Here is an 18,893-nt window from a genome sequence, read left to right as displayed (position 1 = left end):
AACACGACACCGCACGGGAGAAGAATGACATGCAGGTCGAAGGACTTTCGATCAATCTGGCGACGATCCGCGAGCAATGCGGCTTTGCCGAAGCTGTCGATATCTGCCTGAAGCACGGCATTACCTCGGTCGCTCCCTGGCGCGACCAGGTTGCCAAGGCCGGTCTCGACGAGGCGGTGCGAATCGTCAAGTCGAACGGCATCAAGCTGACCGGCCTTTGCCGTGGCGGCTTCTTTCCGGCGGCAAACGAGGCCGACTGGCAGAAGAACCTCGATGACAACAGGCGTGCGATCGACGAGGCGGCCGCCTTTTCCGCCGATTGCCTCGTGCTGGTGGTCGGTGGTTTGCCGGGTGCTTCGAAGGATATCGTCGCGGCTCGTCAGATGGTATTCGACGGCATTGCCGCCGTGCTGCCGCATGCGCAGGCCGCCGGCGTGAAGCTCGCCATCGAGCCGCTGCACCCGATGTATGCCGCCGACCGCGCCTGCGTGAACACGCTCGGCCAGGCGCTCGACATGTGCAATGAGCTCGGCGAGGATGTCGGCGTGGCGATCGACGTCTACCATGTCTGGTGGGATCCCGATCTCCCCAACCAGATTGCCCGCGCCGGCCGCATGAACCGCATCTTCGCCCATCACATCTGCGACTGGCTGGCGCCGACGAAGGACATGCTGCTCGACCGCGGCATGATGGGCGATGGCGTCATCGACCTCAAGGGCATAAGACGGATGATCGAAGCCGCCGGTTTCTTCGGCGCGCAGGAAGTGGAGATCTTTTCGGCCGAAAACTGGTGGAAGCGTCCGGCCGACGAGGTGATCGCCACTTGCGTCGAGCGCTTCCGGAGCTGCTGCCAGATCTGATTCTAGAGCATTTCCGTTTTTCTTCGAAACACGAAAATGCTCTATCTCTTTGTCTTTACGCAATTCCGGACGCAAAAACCGCTGCACACTTTTGCTGGAATTGCTCTGAAATCCAATTGTTTCATCACGTATGAAAGAGGAGTCATTCGATGGAGAAACGCCGTTTTGCCCTGATCGGCACCGGTAACCGCGGCACCACCATGTGGGGCAAGGACCTGCTTGCCGGCTGGCGCGAACATGTCGATCTCACAGCCATCGTCGAAAAGAACTCGCTTCGCGGCGAGCGCGCCCGCAACATGATCGGCAGCAATGCGCCGCTCTATGCAAACATCGATTCCATGCTTGCCGAGCAGAGGCCGGATCTCGCCATCGTCTGCACGCCTGACCATACGCATGACGATATCATCGTGCGGGCGCTGGAATCCGGCATCGACGTCATCACCGAAAAGCCGATGACCACCTCGGTGGAGAAAATTCGCCGGATTCTCGACGCCGAAAAGCGTACCGGTCGCCGGGTCGACGTCTCCTTCAACTATCGCTATGCGCCGACGGCCGCGAAGATCAAGGAACTGCTCAATGCCGGCGAGATCGGCCGTGTGACCTCGGTCGACTTCCACTGGTATCTCAACACCAAGCACGGCGCCGATTATTTCCGCCGCTGGCATGCCTACACGGAAAATTCCGGCAGCCTGTTCGTCCACAAGGCCACCCACCATTTCGATCTGCTGAACTGGTATCTCGACAGCGATCCCGAGGCCGTCACCTCCTTCGCCGATCTGCAGAATTACGGTCGCAAGGGCCCGTTCCGCGGGCCTCGCTGCAAGCTCTGTCCGCATGCGCAGGAATGCGACTATTATCTCGATATCGAAAAGGATCCGTTCCTCGATCAGCTCTACGAAGATCCTTCGAAGATCGACGGTTATTTCCGCGATGGCTGCGTCTTTCGCGAAGATATCGACATCCCCGACACGATGGTCGTGTCCCTCCGCTACCGCAACAACGTCCATGTCTCCTATTCGCTGAACACCTTCCAGCCGATCGAGGGCCATCACCTCGCCTTCAACGGTACGAAGGGACGCATCGAGCTTCGCCAGTATGAGGCTCAGCCCTGGGAGGTGCCGAGGGAAGACACCATCCTTCTCATCCGCAATTTCCCGAATGGGAAGGAGGCGGTGGAGCGCATTGTCGTGCCGCATTTCACCGGCGGCCATTACGGCGGCGACGACCGGATGCGCAACATGATCTTCAAGCCTGACATGGAAGATCGGCTCGGCCAGCGCGCCGGCACACGGGCGGGCGCCATGTCCGTGCTCTGCGGCATTGCCGCGCTGACGAGCTCGCGCACCGGCAAGGTGGTCGATATCGCCGAACTCATGCCCGAACTTGCCAATGACGGTTCGCCTAATTCGTTGAGAACACCACGCTGACCGCATGGCCAGCGCGATCGCGCGCGTCAGGCGATGTTTTCGAGATCCTGCCGGCGGATCTGGTAGAGCAACGGCCGGCCGGTCACAAAACGCTCAACCTCGTCCGCCGCCATCTCCCCGAGACGCGCCCGTTCCAGGCCGATGGCGCCGGCAATATGGGGTGTCAGGAAAACGTTCGGCAGATCGTAGAACACCGAACCCACCTCCGGAATTTCCGGATCGGTCACATCGATGACCGCATCGATGCGGCCGGTCTTCAGCTCCGAAAGCAGGGCTGCCTCATCAATGAGGATGCCGCGCGCGGTGTTGATAAGCGTTGCCCCGTCCTTCATCAGCGACAGTCTTCGCGCATCGATCATATGCTGCGTCGACGGCAGTGACGGCGCGTGCAGGGAAACGATATCGGCTCGGCCCATCAATTCGTCGAGATCGACCTTTTCCGCTCCCAATCCGGCGGCCTCGACGGCATGGAGCATGGGATCGAACAGCAGCAGCCTGTAATCGAAGGGTTTCAGGAGCTCGATCACGCGCCTGCCGATGCGCGAGGCGCCGACGATGCCGAGGGTGCGGCCATAATTGCCGATCGCTTCGCGCTGCATCGGATAGGTCCGATCGCGATTGCGGTCGCCGACGTAGAGGTCGCGGAAACGGAAGGCGCGTTTGCCGGCGAAGAGGATCGCAGCGAGCGTGAATTCGGCAACCGGCACGGCATTGGCCTCGGCCGCGTGGCTGACCGCTATGCCGGCTTCGAAGATGGCGTCGTCAATGATGCCCTTCACCGTCCCCGCCGCATGGACGACGAGACGAAGCCGCGGCGCGGCCGCGGGAATCTCAGGCCCGACATAGGGCACACCCCAGCCGGTGATCAGGATCTCCGCTTCTGAAAGCAGGCGTCTTGCCCGCGCGTCGTCCAGCCGCTGCAGCGGCTCGGGATCGAGCAGGCGCCCGATCGTATCGAGCCGGCGCAGGATCTCATCGGGCAGGACATGCTCCGTGCGCGACGGCTCCATGGCAAGGACGATGGCCGGGCGGCTCATGGCATCTGACCCGGCGCTTCGATGGCGCTGACGGTTACACCCTTTTCCCGCGCCAGGGCCTCCAGCGCCGCAATATCAGGCGCTTTCGGCGGTCGCGTCCAGGCCGACGAGACGGCAGCCGGATCGTCGAGCGCCAGCACCGCCGTCACCAGGATGGTCTCACCGGCCGGAATCTGCCCCCGCAGTTGCGGCACGATGGTCTTCGCGACGATCACATTGGTGTTGGGCTGGGCCTTCTGCGCGAGTCCGACACGTTTGACCGAAGAGCCGAGATCGAGAATGCCGGTGAAGTCGGCTTCGCCGATGGCATAGGCTGCCCCCTCCGAGGCCGACAGCCTATCCTGCTCGAAGTCGCGGCGGCCGATGGCAAAGCCGCCTTCGGCAATCCGCAGCGGCCGGCCCGACCTGATCCGGTGGAGGCGGATATGCCAGGGGGCGGCGGGCACGAGCCAGGTTTCGACTTCGGTATCGGGAAAGGGCGACCATTTCGAATGAAGCACATCACCCGCGAGCCGGGCCTCCTCATTCGTTTCACGCACGCGGTAGTGCAGGCCGTCATCGCTGAAGGCCAGCATGGAATCGAAGGCGGCCAGCGCAAAACCGCGTTCGTCGGATTCGACGCTGAAGCCGTATCGGCTCGAATATGCGAATTTCGCGTATTTCTCGGTGCCGAAACGCATCTGCAGGTTTTCCTGGCCGGAAGATAGGGCCACGACATCGCCGCCTGCCCGCATGAGGACCATGCCGGGATGGCGCTGGGGAACGACCTCGGGCGTGGGCTCCGGCGCCTTCTCGCTGGCGCTCCAGAAGGGATGATCTGCCGCGATCGCCAGCGGCAGGAAGGCCTTCAGGGCCCAATAAGGCGAGCCGGCGGAATTGTAGCTTTCCGACATCAGCAGGTTCGGGTAGCCGAAACCGATCGAGAGAGCGCCGTCGCGATCGGCGATCGGCTTGTCCCTCCACCAGCGCAGATGCTGCAGGCAGAGATGCTTGACCTCACCCCAGGGCAAAGCCTCGACATCGGCAAAGGCGAGCGCCGACCAGAAGCCGGCGCAGGCAAAACGGTAGGTCAGGCTGCGGCCGAAGGGAATCGTCGCGCCGTCGGCGGCAAACCAGTGGCGGAAATCCCGGGCGAAGAGGATGGCGCGCTCGCGATAGCGTTTCGCATAATCGTCATCGACGAGCTTCGAATAGATCAGCCCATAGAAATGCATGGCAAAGGGAATGTAGTGGTCGATACGACGCACGTTTCCGTCGCGATACCAGCCGTCGCCGATATAGAAGCCTTCGAGCTCCTGTAGATATTGCCGCGTCAGGCGGCGGTCGAAATCGACGCCGAGACGATCCAGCGCGATATCGACGAAGATGCGGAAAAATTTCCAGTTGTTGTCGGCATAGTCGAACTGCCTGGCATGTTTGAGATAGGCGACGACATTGCTGCGGGCGCGCGCATCGAGCGGCTCCCAGATCTTTTCCGGCACCAGCGCCAGGGCAAAACCAAGGGCAGCAAGCTCGACCATCCGCTGATCCCGGCCATTGACCGTTCCCCAATATTCGGGATGGGCGGGGTCGGTGCCGTTTGCGAGACCTTCGGCAAATCGATACCAGTGGGCGAAGTCGCCACCGCCGGCGCCAAAAGGCGCCAATCCCCAGAGCGGGCGGGCAAAACCCTCGAGATCGGCGGCCGCCCGATCGAAGTGGGCGGCGGCGCCATTGAGCCTGACGCGGGCATTGCCCTGTGAAAAGCAGGGAAGCAGCGGATCGAAGAGAGCGAGCAGAGCGCGGCTCATATCGGCGCGGGTTTCAAGCGAATTGCCGGCAAGTGGATTGGCGCTGGCGGGCTCGTAAGTCATCGGCACCTCTTACGGTTTCTCGGCATTGGCAACGCTCCCTCCCGGAACGGGAACGACCGCCTGGCAGATGTGGCGCGCAGCCGCAGTCCTGTTACGGAAACGGGACAACATCAGCGACACGGCCTCGCGCCCGAGGGCAGCCCGGTCGACCCGCATGGTGGAAAGCCGCGGATTGGTCATCAATGCGCAGGGCAGATCATCAAAACCGATTATCGCGAAATCCTCCGGCACCCGCAGGCCGGCCTCGGTGACGGCTTCGAGAACGCCGACGGCAATGAAATCATTCATGCAGAACGCCGCGGTGAAGCCGGCATTTTCGGCAAGGACTGCCGCGGTGCGTTCGTGGGCCTCGCGGCTGGCGCTACCCTGGAGCGCCAGCGAAACGAAGCGCCCCTCGGCACCGGGGACGGCGGCGATCGCCGCCTCGAAGCCACGAATGCGCTCCCGAATCGTATGGCGGTGAGAGCCGCTCAGATGCAGGATGCGGCGATGGCCGGCCCTCGTCAGCCGGCTGGCCGCCTCGAAGGCCCCGAAGAAATTAGCCGGCGAAACACCATCGAACTGCATCCTGGGATCAGTGCCGTTGACGAGCACAGTCGGTATCGTGGTGGCCTGCAGCCAGTCGCGCAAGCTTTCGTTGGGGTCGATGCCGACGAGAAAAAGACCCGCGGCCCCCGCAGCCTGCATATAATCGCGCACGGCATCCGGCGTGATCCGATCCTCGCGGACCAGCCGAATTTCGAAAGGCATGCCAGCTTCGGCGGCGCCGGTGCGCAAGCCGTCGACAATCGCTTCATAGAAGACGCTGAGCCCGCCGGTGACGCCGTCGCTGGCAATCAGCGCCAGGCCACCGGCAACGGCTTCGGCAGCAGGCTTGACGGGATAACCGTGCTCGGCCGCCACCTTCAATATCTGCCGCCGGACGGTTTCGCTGATCCCCGGTTCGTTGGCGAGCACGCGCGACACCGTCGAGACGGAGACGCCCGCTAATGTGGCTATGTCGGCCTGCCGCAGCCGTCTGACTTTTTCATCGCTCATAGACAAACATTATGCAAATAATGCAAATTTGCAATACCGGAGTTATTTCTTGCAATAAATTCTTTTTTGCGTAACCTGTCACGGGAAAATGCCCGACAACGCCATGGAGGATGGCAGCGGACATATTGGGACAAGGGAGGATATCATGCAGGTCAATCGCCGTTCATTTCTGATGGGTTCTGCCGGTGCAGCCGCCGGCCTTGCCTTTGGCGCCGGAAGCGCCATCCCGGCCTTTGCCGAAGACACGCAGCTCCGAGCCATGTGGTGGGGGTCGAACGACCGCGCCAAGCGGACGCTCGATGTCGCCAAACTCTACCAGTCGAAAACACCCGGCGTGACGATCGTCGGTGAATCGCTTTCGGGCGACGGCTACTGGACGAAGCTCGCCACGCAGATGGCCGGCCGCTCGATCGCTGACGTCTTTCAGCTCGAGCCGGGGACGATCTCCGATTATTCCAAGCGCGGCGCCTGCATGCCGCTCGACGAATTCGTCCCCTCGACGTTGAAGGTTCAGTCCTTCGGCGCCGACGTGCTGAAACTGACCACCATCGACGGGAAACTCTATGGTGTCGGCCTCGGCCTCAACTCTTTCTCTATGTTCTTCGACACGGTGGAATTCGCAAAGGCAGGCATTCCGCTGCCGACACCCGACCTGACATGGGATGAATATGCCAAACTGGCGGTGGAACTCTCCAAGTCCTCGGGCAAGGCAGGCGGCCCTTATGCGGCCCGCTACGCCTATGTCTTCGATGCCTGGCTGCGCCAGCGCGGCAAAAGCCTCTTTGCGAAGGAAACGGTCGGGCTCGGTTTCACGGCCGACGATGCCACGGAGTGGTTCGACTATTGGGAGAAGCTGCGCAAGGCGGGAGGCACGGTTGCTGCCGACGTCCAGACGCTCGATCAGAACACCATTGACACCAACGCCCTCGGTCTCGGCAAATCGGTGATCGGCATGGCCTATTCCAACCAGATGATCGGTTATCAGCTGATCATCAAGAACAAAATCGGCATCACCATGCTGCCGCGGGAAAAGAAGGGCGGGCCGTCGGGCCACTACTACCGCCCTGCGCTGATCTGGAGCGTCGGCGCCACGACGAAGAACGGCGAAGCGGCCGCCAAATTTATCGACTTCTTCGTCAACGACATCGAAGCCGGCAAGATTCTCGGCGTCGAGCGCGGCGTACCGATGTCGCCAGCCGTGCGTGAAGCCATTCTGCCGCAGCTGAACCCGACGGAGCAGGAAACAGTCAAATACGTCAACATGCTCAAGGATCAGGTCGGCGAATATCCGCCGCCGGTGCCGATGGGTGCAACCCAATTCGACCAGCGCGTGCTGCGCCCGATCTGCGACGAACTCGCCTTCGAACGGACCTCGCCCGCCGATGCGGCGACCCGGCTCGTCGAAGAGGGTAAGGCAACGCTCAAGGGATGATCGCTTGCCTTATATGAGAGGAGAGGGCCGCCAACCCCAACGGGCCTCTCCCTCGCAACATCAGTTGGCCGCCAAGCTCTCGACCACGCGCCAGTCAGGCCGGCCGAGATTGAACGGCCAGGCATGCACCTCGCGGTCATTGAAATAGACGACTTCCCGAAGGTTCGGAAAGGCGCTCTGTTTCAAAGTCGCGGTTTCGATCCAGGGCCTCATATAGGCGTCGCCGCCTTCGTAGCCGAGCTCTGCGACCCAGATAGGCTTTCCATAGCCGGCGACGAGATCATAACCCTGCTTCAGCGCTTCCGAGAAGGTCCGGTGCTTGTTGTAAGCAAGTTCATCGTAGCGCTCCAGCCCGAAAACCGAGACACCGATGAGATCGACATAATCGTCGCCGGGATAGTAATCCTGCAGGCCGGACACACCCTTCGGCGACCACATTAGCTCGGTGCCGGGCGCCTCTTCGCGAACGATGTCCATCATTCGTCTGTAGGCGGTAATATAGTCTTGCGGGTTCCAGCCGGCCCACGAAAACCGCCCGGATTTGTCCTCCATCTCCTGTCCCCAGCGGATGACGACGGGACTTTTCAGCTGCGATATCATCTGCGCGATCGCACGCATGTTGACATCATAGTCGCCACGGAGAAGCTTTGCGCGAAGCTGGCCCGAAGGCAGCCGCGTATCGACGTCCCAGGACCAGGGCTCCACCGTTATCAGCAGGTTGCGGCCCCTGGCCAGCGCATAGGCATCCGCAACGCGCAGCGTCTCCAGGTCAACGTCTTCCCACGGCAGGAACAGGGCTTCGGTCGAAACATTGGCCTGGGCGCCGAAATCTCCATGCGGGTCGTAGGCGCCGAACTTGATGCCGTCGGCATGGACGACGGGGCGTTTGTCGGTGATCGTCCGCGCGCTCGCCGTCAGGTTCGGCGCAATGCCCGCATATTGCACCTCACTTCGGCCCGGAAGCTCCGCGGCGCACAACAGCAGCAGCGCGATCGCGGCGGTCGAGAGGTGATTTTTCGTCAGCTTCTTCATGGCTCACCCTCCTTTTCGGGCTATTTCCTGATTCAGCAGGAGCTGCTTCAGTTCATAGGCCCTGGCGCTGACGGTATCCGTGGAGACGAGCTTGCGGAATTCGTCATCCTGGCGCAGCGAAGAATGGCGGAAGACGTACCAATCGCCGTCCGGCTGACGGCGCTGGTAGATCGTGTTGCCGATCTTGCGGTGACCGAAACAGGTGCTGGCACGCGCTGCTCCCTCGGCATTCGTCCAGGTCGCGCGCATGCAGAGCTGGCCGAGATCGTCGACCACCCATTTGCCTTCGGCGAAGGACTGCTTGCCCTTGTCATTGGTCCAGGCCACGAACCGCCGGCCTTCATCGAAGAAACGGCCGCCGCCGGTGCCCCAGGTCCAGGTCTTGTCACCGTAGATGCGATAGAGTTCATAGGCGCTGAGCGGCGTCGGCGGCGTCTTGGCGGCCTCGGCAGCGTGCGTCATCACAGGCAGACACAGGCTGAGAGCCAGGGCTGCGCCATACAGTCTCGATCCGATGCTCATTATATGCTCCTCCTCGACACGTCCCGGTGGCCGGTTCAAACACCCTGTTGGTCCCGCCTGGTGTTTCCGAATCCATTCCACCTGAGACGAAACTTCACGATCCTGGTCTTGCCGAGCCCGGCCCCGGCGACGGCAAATTGCGATTGGCTGAAACTGACAAACGTCTGGCCATGGGAAAGGGCTTCGAGGCCGCGCAGACCGTGATTACTCGCCTGCATGCCGCCGGTGACACAAATCGCCAAACCCATGGCTGTGGCGAACCAAAGCCCGCGCGATTGCGGCAGCAGCGGCAGGCCGTTCTCGATCGCATGGCGGATGACGATCAGCACCGTCAGCGACATATAGATTGCAAGGTTCATCGCTGCGAAGAGATAAAAGCCCTGAGCGGCAGCGGCCTCGCCCGCGAACACCATGGTCGCGGCGCAAACCCCCGCGAGAGCAAGATAGGGCGCAACGACGCGCAGCGGCAAAGATCGCTGCTGCCTTCCCTTCGGAGTGATGCGAAAGTCGACGAAAGAACCCGCGATATGGTCGCGAATGGCCGCCAGGCTGCCGGCCAGCGACCATGGCCAGCGCAGAAAGATGAAGGCCAGCCCTTCCCAGCCAAACAGTTTCGCATCGTGCGGCCGGAAGGTTCCCGTGGCCCGCCAGAAGAAAGCAAAGAGCGTCAGCACGATCGATATTGGCGCGCAATGCAGCAGAAAATCCGGATAGGTCACGTTGACGAAGACCTGGCCCGTCAGCAAGGCGGCAATCGGCAGCAGGAACATCACTGCCATGACGGCGGAAAAGAGCGGATACCACAGCTGCGAAAAGACGAACTGAAATTTCAGCCGCCACGGCAGATGGATGAGATAACGGCGGGAGTATTGCAGCAGGATGGTGACGAGGCTGCGCGACCACTGGAATTCCTGCACGGCGAGATCGACGAAATTCGCCGGGCCGTCGCCGTGAGCGATCGCATCGACCGCGTGGACACCGCGCCAGCCGCCGGCGTTCATCATCAGCGTCGTCGAATGATCTTCGGCAAGCTCGGGGCCAAGGCCGCCGATCTGGCGAAGGGCTGATGTGCGGACCGCATAGTGGGAGCCGATGCACAGCGGCGCCCAGCCATTGTTGTAACCGGTTTGCAGCGAGCCGTGCAGACTTGCCTCCGCGTAGAGCCTGCCGCGCGCGACCCAACTCGCCGCGGCATTCGCATCACAGATGCTGGGAGCGGAAACATAGCCGACGCCAGGATCGGCGAAGGGGCGCAGGACTTCACGGAGATAGGTCAGTGTCGGCACATGATCGGCATCGAACTGGGCGACGAAATCGTAACGCTCATAGCCGAAATGGTCGTAGAAATAGGCGAGATTACCTTCCTTGCACCGCGTCCGGCGCGGCCAGGTCGTACGGTGATACTCCGCCACGCCCTTTCGCGTCGATATCAGCACGCCGTGCTCGGCGCACCAGCGTCTGGTTTCCGCGGAAGGATCCTCATCGGCCAGCCAGACATCGAACTCGACACCGGTCTGATCGAGCATGGCCTGAAGCGTGGCGCGGACGACGGCAAAGGGTTCGGACGGCGCCTTGGTGACGACCATCGCCACGCGCCCTTCCGGCAGCCGGGCGCGCGAACCGATCGTTCTGGCATCGAGGAAGATCAGGATGAAATAGGCGGGGACAAGCGTGATCCAGGCAAGCACGAGGGTGATGAGCACGAAGGCTGACCAGGAAATGATATGGGCGGATTGACACCACCAGCTCCAGAAATAGCCGAGCGCCGCCAGCCAGCAAAGGATGCCAAAACCATAGGCGACACGCTTCCGACCGGTGAAAACCGGGTTGAATGCGTCGGCGGCTTTCGCCGTCCTGATCCGGTGATCAATCCCCGAAACCAGGCTCATGCCGTCATCTCCAGCCCGAAGGTGGGTCCGGCCGTGCGGATGATCGTGTCGATATCCGAAAGAGCCGGCACGAAGCCGAGCTCTGCCTTGGCCCGTGCCGTATTGGCAAATAGGATCGGCGGATCGCCGGGGCGGCGGGCGCGATAACGGACGGGGACTTCGCGGCCGCTGGCGCGATAGACCGCGTCGAGGATTTCGCGCACTGACGTCCCGCGGCCGGAACCGAGATTGACGCTGAGCGAGGCGCCGTCTGCGATCAGGTGGTTGACGGCGGCCAAATGTGCCTGCGCGAGATCGCTGACATGGATATAGTCGCGAACGCAGGTTCCGTCCTCGGTCGAATAGTCGGTGCCGAAGATATCGAGCCGATCCAGCCTGCCGGCGGCGGCGAGGAGGGCGCGAGGAATGAGATGTGTCTCGGGCTCGTGACGCTCGGCAAGCTCGCCATCCGGATCGGCGCCGGCCGCGTTGAAATAACGCAGGGCGGCGAAGCGGATACCATAGGCGGCGGCAAAATCCTCGAGCGCCATCTCGAAGATCAGCTTGGTGCGGCCATAAGGATTGACCGGTTGCTGTAGACTTTCCTCCCGTACCGGCAACGAGGCGGGAACGCCATAGGTGGCGCAGCTGCTCGAAAAGACGATCTTGTCGATGTCCTGGTCGAGACAGGCCTCGAGCAGCGTGAGACTGCCGACGACATTGTTGCGGTAATATTTCCTCGGCATGTCGACGGATTCGCCGACATAGGCGTTGGCGCCGCAATGGATGACGCAATCCGGCGAAAATTCGGCCATCGTCCGGCGTAGCGCGGCTGCGTCGCCGAGCTCACCGCGGACGAGCGGGCCCCAGCGGACACTGTCGGCATGTCCGGTCGAGAGGTTGTCGTAGGTAACCGGGATCATCCCGGCGCGCGACAGCGCTTTGCAGATATGACTGCCGATGAAACCGGCGCCGCCGGTGACGAGAATATAGCGGGGCATCTCATACAACCTCCGCCTGCTCCGTCCCGGCAAGCAGGCCGTCGAAATATTCGACGGTGCGCGCCAGGCCGGCTTCGAGCTCGATATGAGGCTGCCATGCCAGCTCCGTCTTTGCCCGGGAGATGTCCGGCCGCCGCTGGCGGGGATCGTCGACGACAGCCGGCAGGTGAACGATGCGGGAACGCGAATTGGTGAGGTCCCGGATGATCTCCGCCAGGTGTCGAACGGTGAACTCGCCCGGGTTGCCGAGATTGATCGGACCGTGGCATGCGCTGCCGGCTGCCGAGAAACGCAGAAAACCTTCGATGAGATCATCGACATAGCAGAAAGAGCGGGTCTGCTGGCCGTCGCCGTAGATCGTCAGGTCGGCGTTGCGCAGGGCCTGCACGATGAAGTTGGAGACCACCCGGCCGTCATCCAGGCGCATGCGGGGGCCGTAGGTGTTGAAGATGCGGCCGACCTTGATGTCGACGCCGTGGGTCCGGTGATAATCGAAGAACAGGGTTTCGGCGCTGCGTTTTCCCTCGTCGTAACAGGCTCGCGGCCCGATGGAGTTGACATTGCCGCAATAGGACTCGCGCTGCGGGCTCTGGGTCGGATCGCCATAGACTTCCGACGTCGACGACTGAACGACGATCGCGCCGGTCTTGCGCGCACAATCCAAGGTGTTGACGGCGCCGAGCACATTGGTGAGCAAGGTGCCCACCGGATCCCGTTGATAATCGGGGGGAGAGGCAGGAGAGGCGAAGTTGAAGATCAGCGACGCTTCGATATCGAAGGACTGGCGGACATCGTGCTCGATGATGCGAAAGCGGGGATTCGACGCGAGATGCTCGACATTTGCGCGGCGGCCGGTGGAAAAGTTGTCGAGGCATATGACGCTGTGGCCGCGCAGCAGAAGCCTTTCGCAGAGATGCGAGCCAAGAAAGCCGGCTCCGCCATTTACAAGAGCGGTGCCCAGATTCTTGAGCACCGCTATGTTCTTTACTTCAGAACAGCCTTCGCCGGGAACGAAACTACGCATTACAAACTCCTCCCCACGTTTTAGTCTTTTGTATTATTAAGGCGCCTTACACCTCCACTACCCGGATGGATATTCATGCAACTGAGTACCCATACAGGAATAATTTCGAGGTTATTCTTCCGATAACTCATTTACTATTGAAATGATAAGACGATTGTTATAGAGGTCAACTTTAAAAACATAAAATATCCCAAATAATTACGCCGTTGTTCTTTTGGGTAACAAATGATTAATCATTTAACCTATTTTTTCACGTAATACGGGAATCACGGCGTTGCTCAAACTTTGCTCAATAAAGATCGGATAGAAGAGGAGAGGTCGGCCGCGCAGGGCTGCGCGACCGGCCTTGCATCCGGAAGCGTCATATGCGAGGGATTTGGGCATGTTCAAAAATCGCGCCGCAGCCCGGCCGAAAGGCTGGCGTCCATTTCATTTTGCGACGCTTGCCGGGGGAGCGACGCTTCTTGCGATCGGAGCAACGGCTTGTGCGGTCGTTGACGACGACATGGCCGCCATCGCGAAAAAGAATGTTGTTGTCGTCGAGACGCCATCCGTTTCGAAGGCTTACACCTACCCGGAAAATCGAACCGCTCGGCCTGCTGCGGCACGAGCCCGCATCGTCGCCTATCACGGGTCCGCGCGCTATATCTGCTCTCCAAGCGGCTTCGGACAGAAGTCGCGCTGCTTTGCGCGTCCCTCGATCTGAAGCAAAAGCGCCGCTGCATATTTCTTAAATCGGAATCGATTTAAGGATAGAACCATGCGTAACTCAAAGTGAGACAACGCTGTTGCACGCAAGGGGCGCGGCGCTGTCGATCAGTTGCGCCAACGGCTGGACATGTCGTCATCGCCGACCGGATGATCATTGAAGAAGCGGGACGCTGCTTCCGTGCGGTTTCGGACGTTCATCTTCTTATAGATGTTGCGGACGTGAACCTTCACCGTATTTTCGGAAAGGTGCAGCTTGTCGGCTATAATCTTGTTCTGCGTCCCCTTGCAGATGAGATCCAGGATCTGAACCTCCCGAGTCGTCAAGGCGGAGATGCTGTCGCGTCTCAGCTTGAGCGCATTGTTGCGGGCGGCATCAACCGATTTCGTCTGATAAAGTGAGGCCTCCAACTGGGTGCCCTTATTGGTGAGGCGGTTGAGAAGCGCCGAGGGAAAATGCTCCCCGCCCTTCATCAGCAGATCCACCGCCGCCATGAAAACATCAAGTCGGAGGTTAAGCGGCAGAACGCCGTCGATGATTCTTGCCTCCACCAAGCGGCTGACATAGGGCTCCATCATGTCGATGGCCTCGACGACAAGTCCGATCGAGGTTTCCGGGTGATTTTCCCTGACCGCCTGCAACGCTTCTTGCAGCTCAGGTGCGGGTATATGGTAAAATAAAACGAGCTTTATATCGCTGGTATCCTTTTCCAGCATCGGATTTGCGTTCGTTATGCTTGGCACATCGCAATTGGGAAATTTCTTTGCCAGCGCTTCCACCATGCATTCTGAAAACAGATCAGCCTTGGCTACTACAAGGATAGTATCTCCGGATGGGCTAGACTTTCTTGCCTGGTCCGCATTCTCCATTCCTGAGCCTGTCATGAACATATACGCCTCCCCTAGCGGTACACTTTACTCAAACATGAAGCGATGGCAGGTATAAGATAGTATGAAATGCCGGTCCTATTGTGTCATCGCCTTTTTCTTTAGACATTTCTTAATTATGTTAATACGGATTGAGAAGGAAGGAAATGGCCCAAAGTGATTAGTTTTAGGGAGCGAGAAACAATAAGATACTACGTGTCGGTTGTATTTTTACTGATCCTTATACTTCAAGGTTATATTTGTCCCCACTATAGATAATTCAGTAAATGTAATATTTCAGTACAAATTGTAATATTTTTTGTCATCTTCGCCTGAAGATTATGAGGCATGCGAAATGCTCGCGGGTTGTTCAACCCCGCGGCGGTTGGCGGAAGTCTCGCATTCCAGCTGCTCGTGCCCAGCCGCGATCCCTGCAAGGCCAGCGCTGCTCTCGAACGTGTCCGGTCGTTCGCCGAGGCCGAGCATCGCAAGGCTGATATCATGCCGGAGACCCTCGTGCGCTGGACAGGGGGCGCCTGCAAGGTGAAGAAAGGCGGCCGACCGGGCGCATCATCACCATGCTCTTTGATTTTGAGCTGCAATCGCTGCTAAAAGAGGCGTGAGCCTATTTTGCACTCCTCAGTGAGACGTCATGCAGATCGATGCGGACAGGGCGGAACGGGAACGGCTTCTGGCCATTCTCGATTTCTGGCATAAAATCGAGTTTTTCATACCTTATGATCTCTCCAGTCGCCTTGTCCTCGGCGAAGGACGGACCGTTTTCTGGCTGCGTGCAGAGACGCTCTTGCAGGACAGCGCTGCACTCGGCCGTCCTGTCATACCCGAGGAGAAGCAGATCACCGGCTTTACCTTGTTCCTCGGCGTTTTCAGCAAATCCGAGATCGCCGACATCCGCAGGCACTTCGACAGCGCTGCGCTCGACATTGCCGAGTATGAGGATGCCGAACGGAGCGATCTCGATGGCGATACCTGCTTTGCCAGCCTGCAGCTTACTCCGCTCGGACAGCCGATGTTCGAAACATTTTCCGTCTCGACGCTTCCGTGGGCCCTCGGACGGGTACGGAAAACCGGTCTCTCCTCGCTCAGCCATGAGGCATTTGCAGACGGCAAGCGGCAGCTGTCGGAATTGCTTCAAAACTTTCAGGCGCAGCGACAGCTGGGATCTTCATCCTTCGAGGCGGCCACCGATCAGCCGATCGATGCCGGCGAAATCCTGGCGCTGCATGAATTGCTCTGCGATTGGGCGGGTTTTGCCTCACGCCAGGAAAAGCCCATCGCCGCCGTTGAAATACGCTACCGCGACAGGGCGGAAAGACCCGAGCTCATCTCGTTGCCGCCTCAACAGGAGGACCATGCACCCAATGCCGACGAGGAAGACGAAAGTGCCAGCCTTGATGAAGACATTGGCATTCTGAACAGCTTCTTTATCGAGGATATCGAACGGGCGATGATCTGCGTCAAGCAGGGCAATGTCCCGGAGCCGCTCCGGCGGTACCTCAACCCGCCGGCAGATGAAAATCGGGTCGACCTTTATTCAGAGGAAGGACGCCGGGCGATCATTCGGGCGCTGCATCCCGGCAATCTCAACCGTGGACGTTGGCTGAGCGAGCCTCACCTTGCAATGAGCCTCATGCAACAGTTCGCGATCAATTCGGCGATCGGCGGCCTGTCAGAAACGGGATTGTTCTCGGTCAACGGCCCACCGGGCACCGGAAAGACGACCCTGCTGCGCGACATGTTCGCCGACAATATCGTTCGGCGCGCCCGGGTGCTCTCCTCCTTGACGGCGGCGCGCGATGCCTTTGACGGCTCGCCACGCCGTGTCGGTTTTACGGATCGGAGCACCGCCTCCATATCGGCGCTGATCCCGGCTCTTGCCGGGTTCGAAATGGTCGTCGCCTCGTCCAACAATGCCGCCGTGGAGAATATTTCGCGCGACCTTCCCAAGCAGAGCTCGATCGCGAGGAAGTCTTGCTTTCAATATCTGCAGACGGTCGCGCACAAGATCGCCTGCCAGAAAGACAATGGGGCCGTCGTCAAGCTCTCCGACAGCGACCGCCCATGGGGGTTGATCGCCTGTGCGCTCGGCAATTCCAGGAACCGCCGAGCCTTCAAGGAACGTTTCGCCTTCATGGAGATCGCCGAAAGACCGAAGCCCGGCTGGTCGGGCGCCGCAAAGCCGCAGAGCATCTGGGAATGGTTGAAGAGCTATGAGGGTCCAAGCTTTGCCGAAGCGGCATCGGCTTTTCATGCTGCCGACGAGATGGTTCGCGAAAAGATCGGCCAATATGCGCGCTATGCCGATCTTCGCGATGAAATAGCGCCCGTTTCGCAGAATGTATTCTGCCGCGAAGCGCTCGAGAGGGTGGCTGCCGCCGCGGACGAAGTTTTGCATGCGCAGAACAGATGCGACATGCTGGCGACCGAAATGCGCCGCATCGCCGACGATTTGTCTTATCTGAAGGAGGAGGAACAACTGCTCGATCGCAGCGCTCCTGCGCGATGGAAGAGGGTGCTCTCGACCAACCCGGCCCGGCAGCATCGGCAAGACGTCGTCGTCAATGCGCGAAAGCAGCTGGAACTGCGCAAGGCGCTGACCGAATGCGAAGATCGGCTTGCGAAAACCGATAAACCCACGCTGGAACGGGCTTTGCGAGAGCATGACCGGGCCGAACGGGCACTGCGGTCACGGCGGAAAATCTGGTCTGCGAAAAAAGAGGAACTCGAGCGGCTGGGGGAAATTCTCGATCATCCCGCCGCACCGGAGCGTCTCGCCGATCTCGATAAGGATCAGGTGCAGATCGACGGTCTCTGGCATCAGGACGAACTGGCGGCTCTGCGTTCGGCATTGCTGGAAGCGGCGCTGACGCTGCACGAAGCTTGGTTGGCCGATGTCGGCAGGAAGGGCGGAGGTTTTGGCGGAAACATCGTTGCCATCACCAAGCTGCTTTCCAACAACAATCCCGTCGATGACAAGCACATTGCATTGATCTGGCAGAGCCTTTTCATGATCATTCCGGTCGTGTCGACGACGTTCGCGTCTTTTGCCAAGCAGTTCCGCGGGCTCGGGCCCGGCTCGATCGGCTGGGTCTTCATCGATGAAGCCGGCCAGGCCGTGCCGCAGGCGGCGGTCGGGGCCTTGTTGCGGGCACGTCGCGTCATGGTGATCGGCGATCCCTTGCAGATCGAACCGGTTTTTACGCTTCCCAGCGCGCTGATTTCAGGCGCTTCGGCTCTTTCACCCCACACGGCGGCAGGCCAATACTCGCCGAACAGGGCGTCTGTGCAGATGCTGGCCGATGCCGCCAATCGCTACGGAACGACACTTCAGGGACAGATGGGCTTTGGATCGGCAGCCCGCTCAGAGTGCATCGACGCTGCATCGATCCGATGTTCAGCCTTGCCAATCAGATCGCCTATCAGAACAACATGATCTTCGGGCTGCAAGAGCGCCAACCGGCCGGCGACGCATCGCCCTTCTATGGCGACAGTGCCTGGATCGACGTTAAGGGCAAGGTATCGGGCAAACAGGCCGTCGCCGAGCAGACCGACTTCATCGTCGACCTCCTCGCCGCGACTTATCGGCGAGACGGTGCATTGCCAGACATCTACCTCATCTCGCCGTTCAAGGAGATCAAGACCAGTTTGAGACGGGCTCTTTCCCATGCGGTCTGGATCGACCAAGACGGATATGCGCACGGATCTCCAGCGAAACTGCAGAAATGGCTTCAGGAACGGGTCGGCACGGTCCATACCTTCCAGGGCAAGGAAGAAGATATCGTTTTCATGGTCCTCGGCGCCGATGCCGAACATCGCGGAGCGGCCGGCTGGGCCGCATCCAAGCCAAACCTGTTGAACGTGGCGCTGACACGCGCCAAGCGCCGTTTCTACATCGTCGGCGACCGCACGCTCTGGCAAACACTTCCCTACTTCAGGGAGGCTGCAAATGCATTGCAGACGATTCGGCCCGCGGAATTCCTGGCCCGCAACGAGCTGAACGTGAGGGATCGGACTCCGGCGCCGTTCGCTGAACGTATGTTTTGAGGTCCCGGAAAAACAAAAGCCCGCCAATATGGCGGGCTTTTGGGAAGATTTGGTTGCGGGGGCAGGATTTGAACCTGCGGCCTTCAGGTTATGAGCCTGACGAGCTACCGGGCTGCTCCACCCCGCGTTATTATTTTACAGCAGAAAGGGCCGCTTGCG

Annotated in this window: 13 protein-coding genes, 1 tRNA gene and 1 pseudogene; 5 read left to right on the top strand and 10 right to left on the bottom strand. The window is 60.2% G+C overall.

Annotated elements, in window-relative coordinates:
- The first annotated feature begins 29 nt into the window (after positions 1-29).
- Both QWJ46_RS23845 and QWJ46_RS23840 read left to right on the top strand, forming a co-directional pair.
- Positions 30-860, top strand: coding sequence for a sugar phosphate isomerase/epimerase (locus QWJ46_RS23845; RefSeq protein ID WP_302754222.1), 831 nt, complete (start codon positions 30-32; stop codon positions 858-860).
- 149 nt (positions 861-1,009) lie between these two features.
- Positions 1,010-2,287 carry a Gfo/Idh/MocA family protein gene (locus QWJ46_RS23840; RefSeq protein WP_302754221.1) on the top strand — a complete coding sequence of 426 codons (1,278 nt, stop codon included), beginning with the start codon at positions 1,010-1,012 and terminating at the stop codon, positions 2,285-2,287.
- Positions 2,288-2,313: 26 nt separating this feature from the next.
- On the opposite strand, the gene QWJ46_RS23835 is transcribed toward QWJ46_RS23840, so the two are convergent.
- From QWJ46_RS23835 to QWJ46_RS23825, 3 genes are read right to left on the bottom strand one after another with little or no spacing between them, the layout of a single operon-like run.
- Positions 2,314-3,324 carry a hydroxyacid dehydrogenase gene (locus QWJ46_RS23835; RefSeq protein ID WP_302754220.1) on the bottom strand — a complete coding sequence of 337 codons (1,011 nt, stop codon included), beginning with the start codon at positions 3,322-3,324 and terminating at the stop codon, positions 2,314-2,316.
- Entirely contained in the window at positions 3,321-5,177 is a 1,857-nt protein-coding gene (locus QWJ46_RS23830) for a DUF2264 domain-containing protein (protein WP_184459802.1), read from the bottom strand. Before QWJ46_RS23830 ends, QWJ46_RS23835 begins: the two co-directional genes overlap by 4 nt.
- A gap of 9 nt (positions 5,178-5,186) precedes the next feature.
- Positions 5,187-6,215: a LacI family DNA-binding transcriptional regulator gene (locus tag QWJ46_RS23825; RefSeq protein ID WP_184459801.1), complete on the bottom strand. Its 1,029-nt coding sequence runs from the start codon at positions 6,213-6,215 to the stop codon at positions 5,187-5,189.
- 145 nt (positions 6,216-6,360) lie between these two features.
- On the opposite strand from QWJ46_RS23825, the gene QWJ46_RS23820 reads away from it, so the two are divergent.
- Positions 6,361-7,647, top strand: coding sequence for an ABC transporter substrate-binding protein (locus tag QWJ46_RS23820; protein ID WP_184459800.1), 1,287 nt, complete (start codon positions 6,361-6,363; stop codon positions 7,645-7,647).
- A gap of 60 nt (positions 7,648-7,707) precedes the next feature.
- On the opposite strand, the gene QWJ46_RS23815 is transcribed toward QWJ46_RS23820, so the two are convergent.
- From QWJ46_RS23815 to QWJ46_RS23795, 5 genes are read right to left on the bottom strand one after another with little or no spacing between them, the layout of a single operon-like run.
- The gene (locus QWJ46_RS23815) at positions 7,708-8,679 is read right to left on the bottom strand and encodes a glycoside hydrolase family 26 protein (RefSeq protein WP_184459799.1); all 972 of its coding nucleotides are present in this window, start codon (positions 8,677-8,679) and stop codon (positions 7,708-7,710) included.
- A 3-nt stretch (positions 8,680-8,682) separates the two neighbouring features.
- The gene (locus QWJ46_RS23810) at positions 8,683-9,201 is read right to left on the bottom strand and encodes a DUF995 domain-containing protein (protein ID WP_184459798.1); all 519 of its coding nucleotides are present in this window, start codon (positions 9,199-9,201) and stop codon (positions 8,683-8,685) included.
- 35 nt (positions 9,202-9,236) lie between these two features.
- Positions 9,237-11,090 (bottom strand): glycosyltransferase family 2 protein, encoded by a 1,854-nt coding sequence (locus QWJ46_RS23805; RefSeq protein ID WP_302754219.1) that lies wholly within the window; start codon positions 11,088-11,090, stop codon positions 9,237-9,239.
- Positions 11,087-12,070: a UDP-glucose 4-epimerase GalE gene (gene galE / locus QWJ46_RS23800; RefSeq protein WP_302754218.1), complete on the bottom strand. Its 984-nt coding sequence runs from the start codon at positions 12,068-12,070 to the stop codon at positions 11,087-11,089. The genes QWJ46_RS23805 and galE overlap by 4 nt, the downstream gene beginning before the upstream one ends.
- 1 nt (position 12,071) lies before the next feature.
- Entirely contained in the window at positions 12,072-13,094 is a 1,023-nt protein-coding gene (locus tag QWJ46_RS23795) for a UDP-glucuronic acid decarboxylase family protein (protein ID WP_302754217.1), read from the bottom strand.
- Positions 13,095-13,476: 382 nt separating this feature from the next.
- On the opposite strand from QWJ46_RS23795, the gene QWJ46_RS23790 reads away from it, so the two are divergent.
- On the top strand, positions 13,477-13,800 hold the full coding sequence (locus QWJ46_RS23790) for a hypothetical protein (protein ID WP_184459794.1): 324 nt from the start codon (positions 13,477-13,479) through the stop codon (positions 13,798-13,800).
- A 110-nt stretch (positions 13,801-13,910) separates the two neighbouring features.
- On the opposite strand, the gene QWJ46_RS23785 is transcribed toward QWJ46_RS23790, so the two are convergent.
- On the bottom strand, positions 13,911-14,693 hold the full coding sequence (locus QWJ46_RS23785) for a response regulator transcription factor (protein WP_184459793.1): 783 nt from the start codon (positions 14,691-14,693) through the stop codon (positions 13,911-13,913).
- Positions 14,694-15,321: 628 nt separating this feature from the next.
- On the opposite strand from QWJ46_RS23785, the pseudogene QWJ46_RS23780 reads away from it, so the two are divergent.
- A pseudogene (locus tag QWJ46_RS23780) lies at positions 15,322-18,734 on the top strand (DEAD/DEAH box helicase).
- 50 nt (positions 18,735-18,784) lie between these two features.
- Here QWJ46_RS23780 and QWJ46_RS23775 read toward each other — a convergent pair.
- Positions 18,785-18,861 (bottom strand) — tRNA-Met (locus tag QWJ46_RS23775).
- Between the last annotated feature and the right edge of the window lie 32 nt (positions 18,862-18,893).

The organism is Rhizobium sp. CBN3 (genome assembly GCF_030518245.1).
Taxonomy (GTDB): domain Bacteria; phylum Pseudomonadota; class Alphaproteobacteria; order Rhizobiales; family Rhizobiaceae; genus Rhizobium; species Rhizobium aethiopicum_A.
The sequence above is the reverse complement of the archived record's forward strand: the minus strand, read 5'-3'. Positions and strand labels throughout refer to the sequence as shown.

Bases quoted from the DNA above. Each gene is read 5' to 3' on its own strand.
- QWJ46_RS23835 (WP_302754220.1), bottom strand. From the start codon at position 3,324: ATGAGCCGCCCGGCCATCGTCCTTGCCATGGAGCCGTCGCGCACGGAG.
- QWJ46_RS23820 (WP_184459800.1), top strand. From the start codon at position 6,361: ATGCAGGTCAATCGCCGTTCATTTCTGATGGGTTCTGCCGGTGCAGCC.
- QWJ46_RS23815 (WP_184459799.1), bottom strand. From the start codon at position 8,679: ATGAAGAAGCTGACGAAAAATCACCTCTCGACCGCCGCGATCGCGCTG.
- QWJ46_RS23830 (WP_184459802.1), bottom strand. From the start codon at position 5,177: ATGACTTACGAGCCCGCCAGCGCCAATCCACTTGCCGGCAATTCGCTT.
- QWJ46_RS23785 (WP_184459793.1), bottom strand. From the start codon at position 14,693: ATGTTCATGACAGGCTCAGGAATGGAGAATGCGGACCAGGCAAGAAAG.
- QWJ46_RS23810 (WP_184459798.1), bottom strand. From the start codon at position 9,201: ATGAGCATCGGATCGAGACTGTATGGCGCAGCCCTGGCTCTCAGCCTG.
- galE (WP_302754218.1), bottom strand. From the start codon at position 12,070: ATGCCCCGCTATATTCTCGTCACCGGCGGCGCCGGTTTCATCGGCAGT.
- QWJ46_RS23825 (WP_184459801.1), bottom strand. From the start codon at position 6,215: ATGAGCGATGAAAAAGTCAGACGGCTGCGGCAGGCCGACATAGCCACA.
- QWJ46_RS23840 (WP_302754221.1), top strand. From the start codon at position 1,010: ATGGAGAAACGCCGTTTTGCCCTGATCGGCACCGGTAACCGCGGCACC.
- QWJ46_RS23805 (WP_302754219.1), bottom strand. From the start codon at position 11,090: ATGAGCCTGGTTTCGGGGATTGATCACCGGATCAGGACGGCGAAAGCC.
- QWJ46_RS23845 (WP_302754222.1), top strand. From the start codon at position 30: ATGCAGGTCGAAGGACTTTCGATCAATCTGGCGACGATCCGCGAGCAA.
- QWJ46_RS23795 (WP_302754217.1), bottom strand. From the start codon at position 13,094: ATGCGTAGTTTCGTTCCCGGCGAAGGCTGTTCTGAAGTAAAGAACATA.
- QWJ46_RS23790 (WP_184459794.1), top strand. From the start codon at position 13,477: ATGTTCAAAAATCGCGCCGCAGCCCGGCCGAAAGGCTGGCGTCCATTT.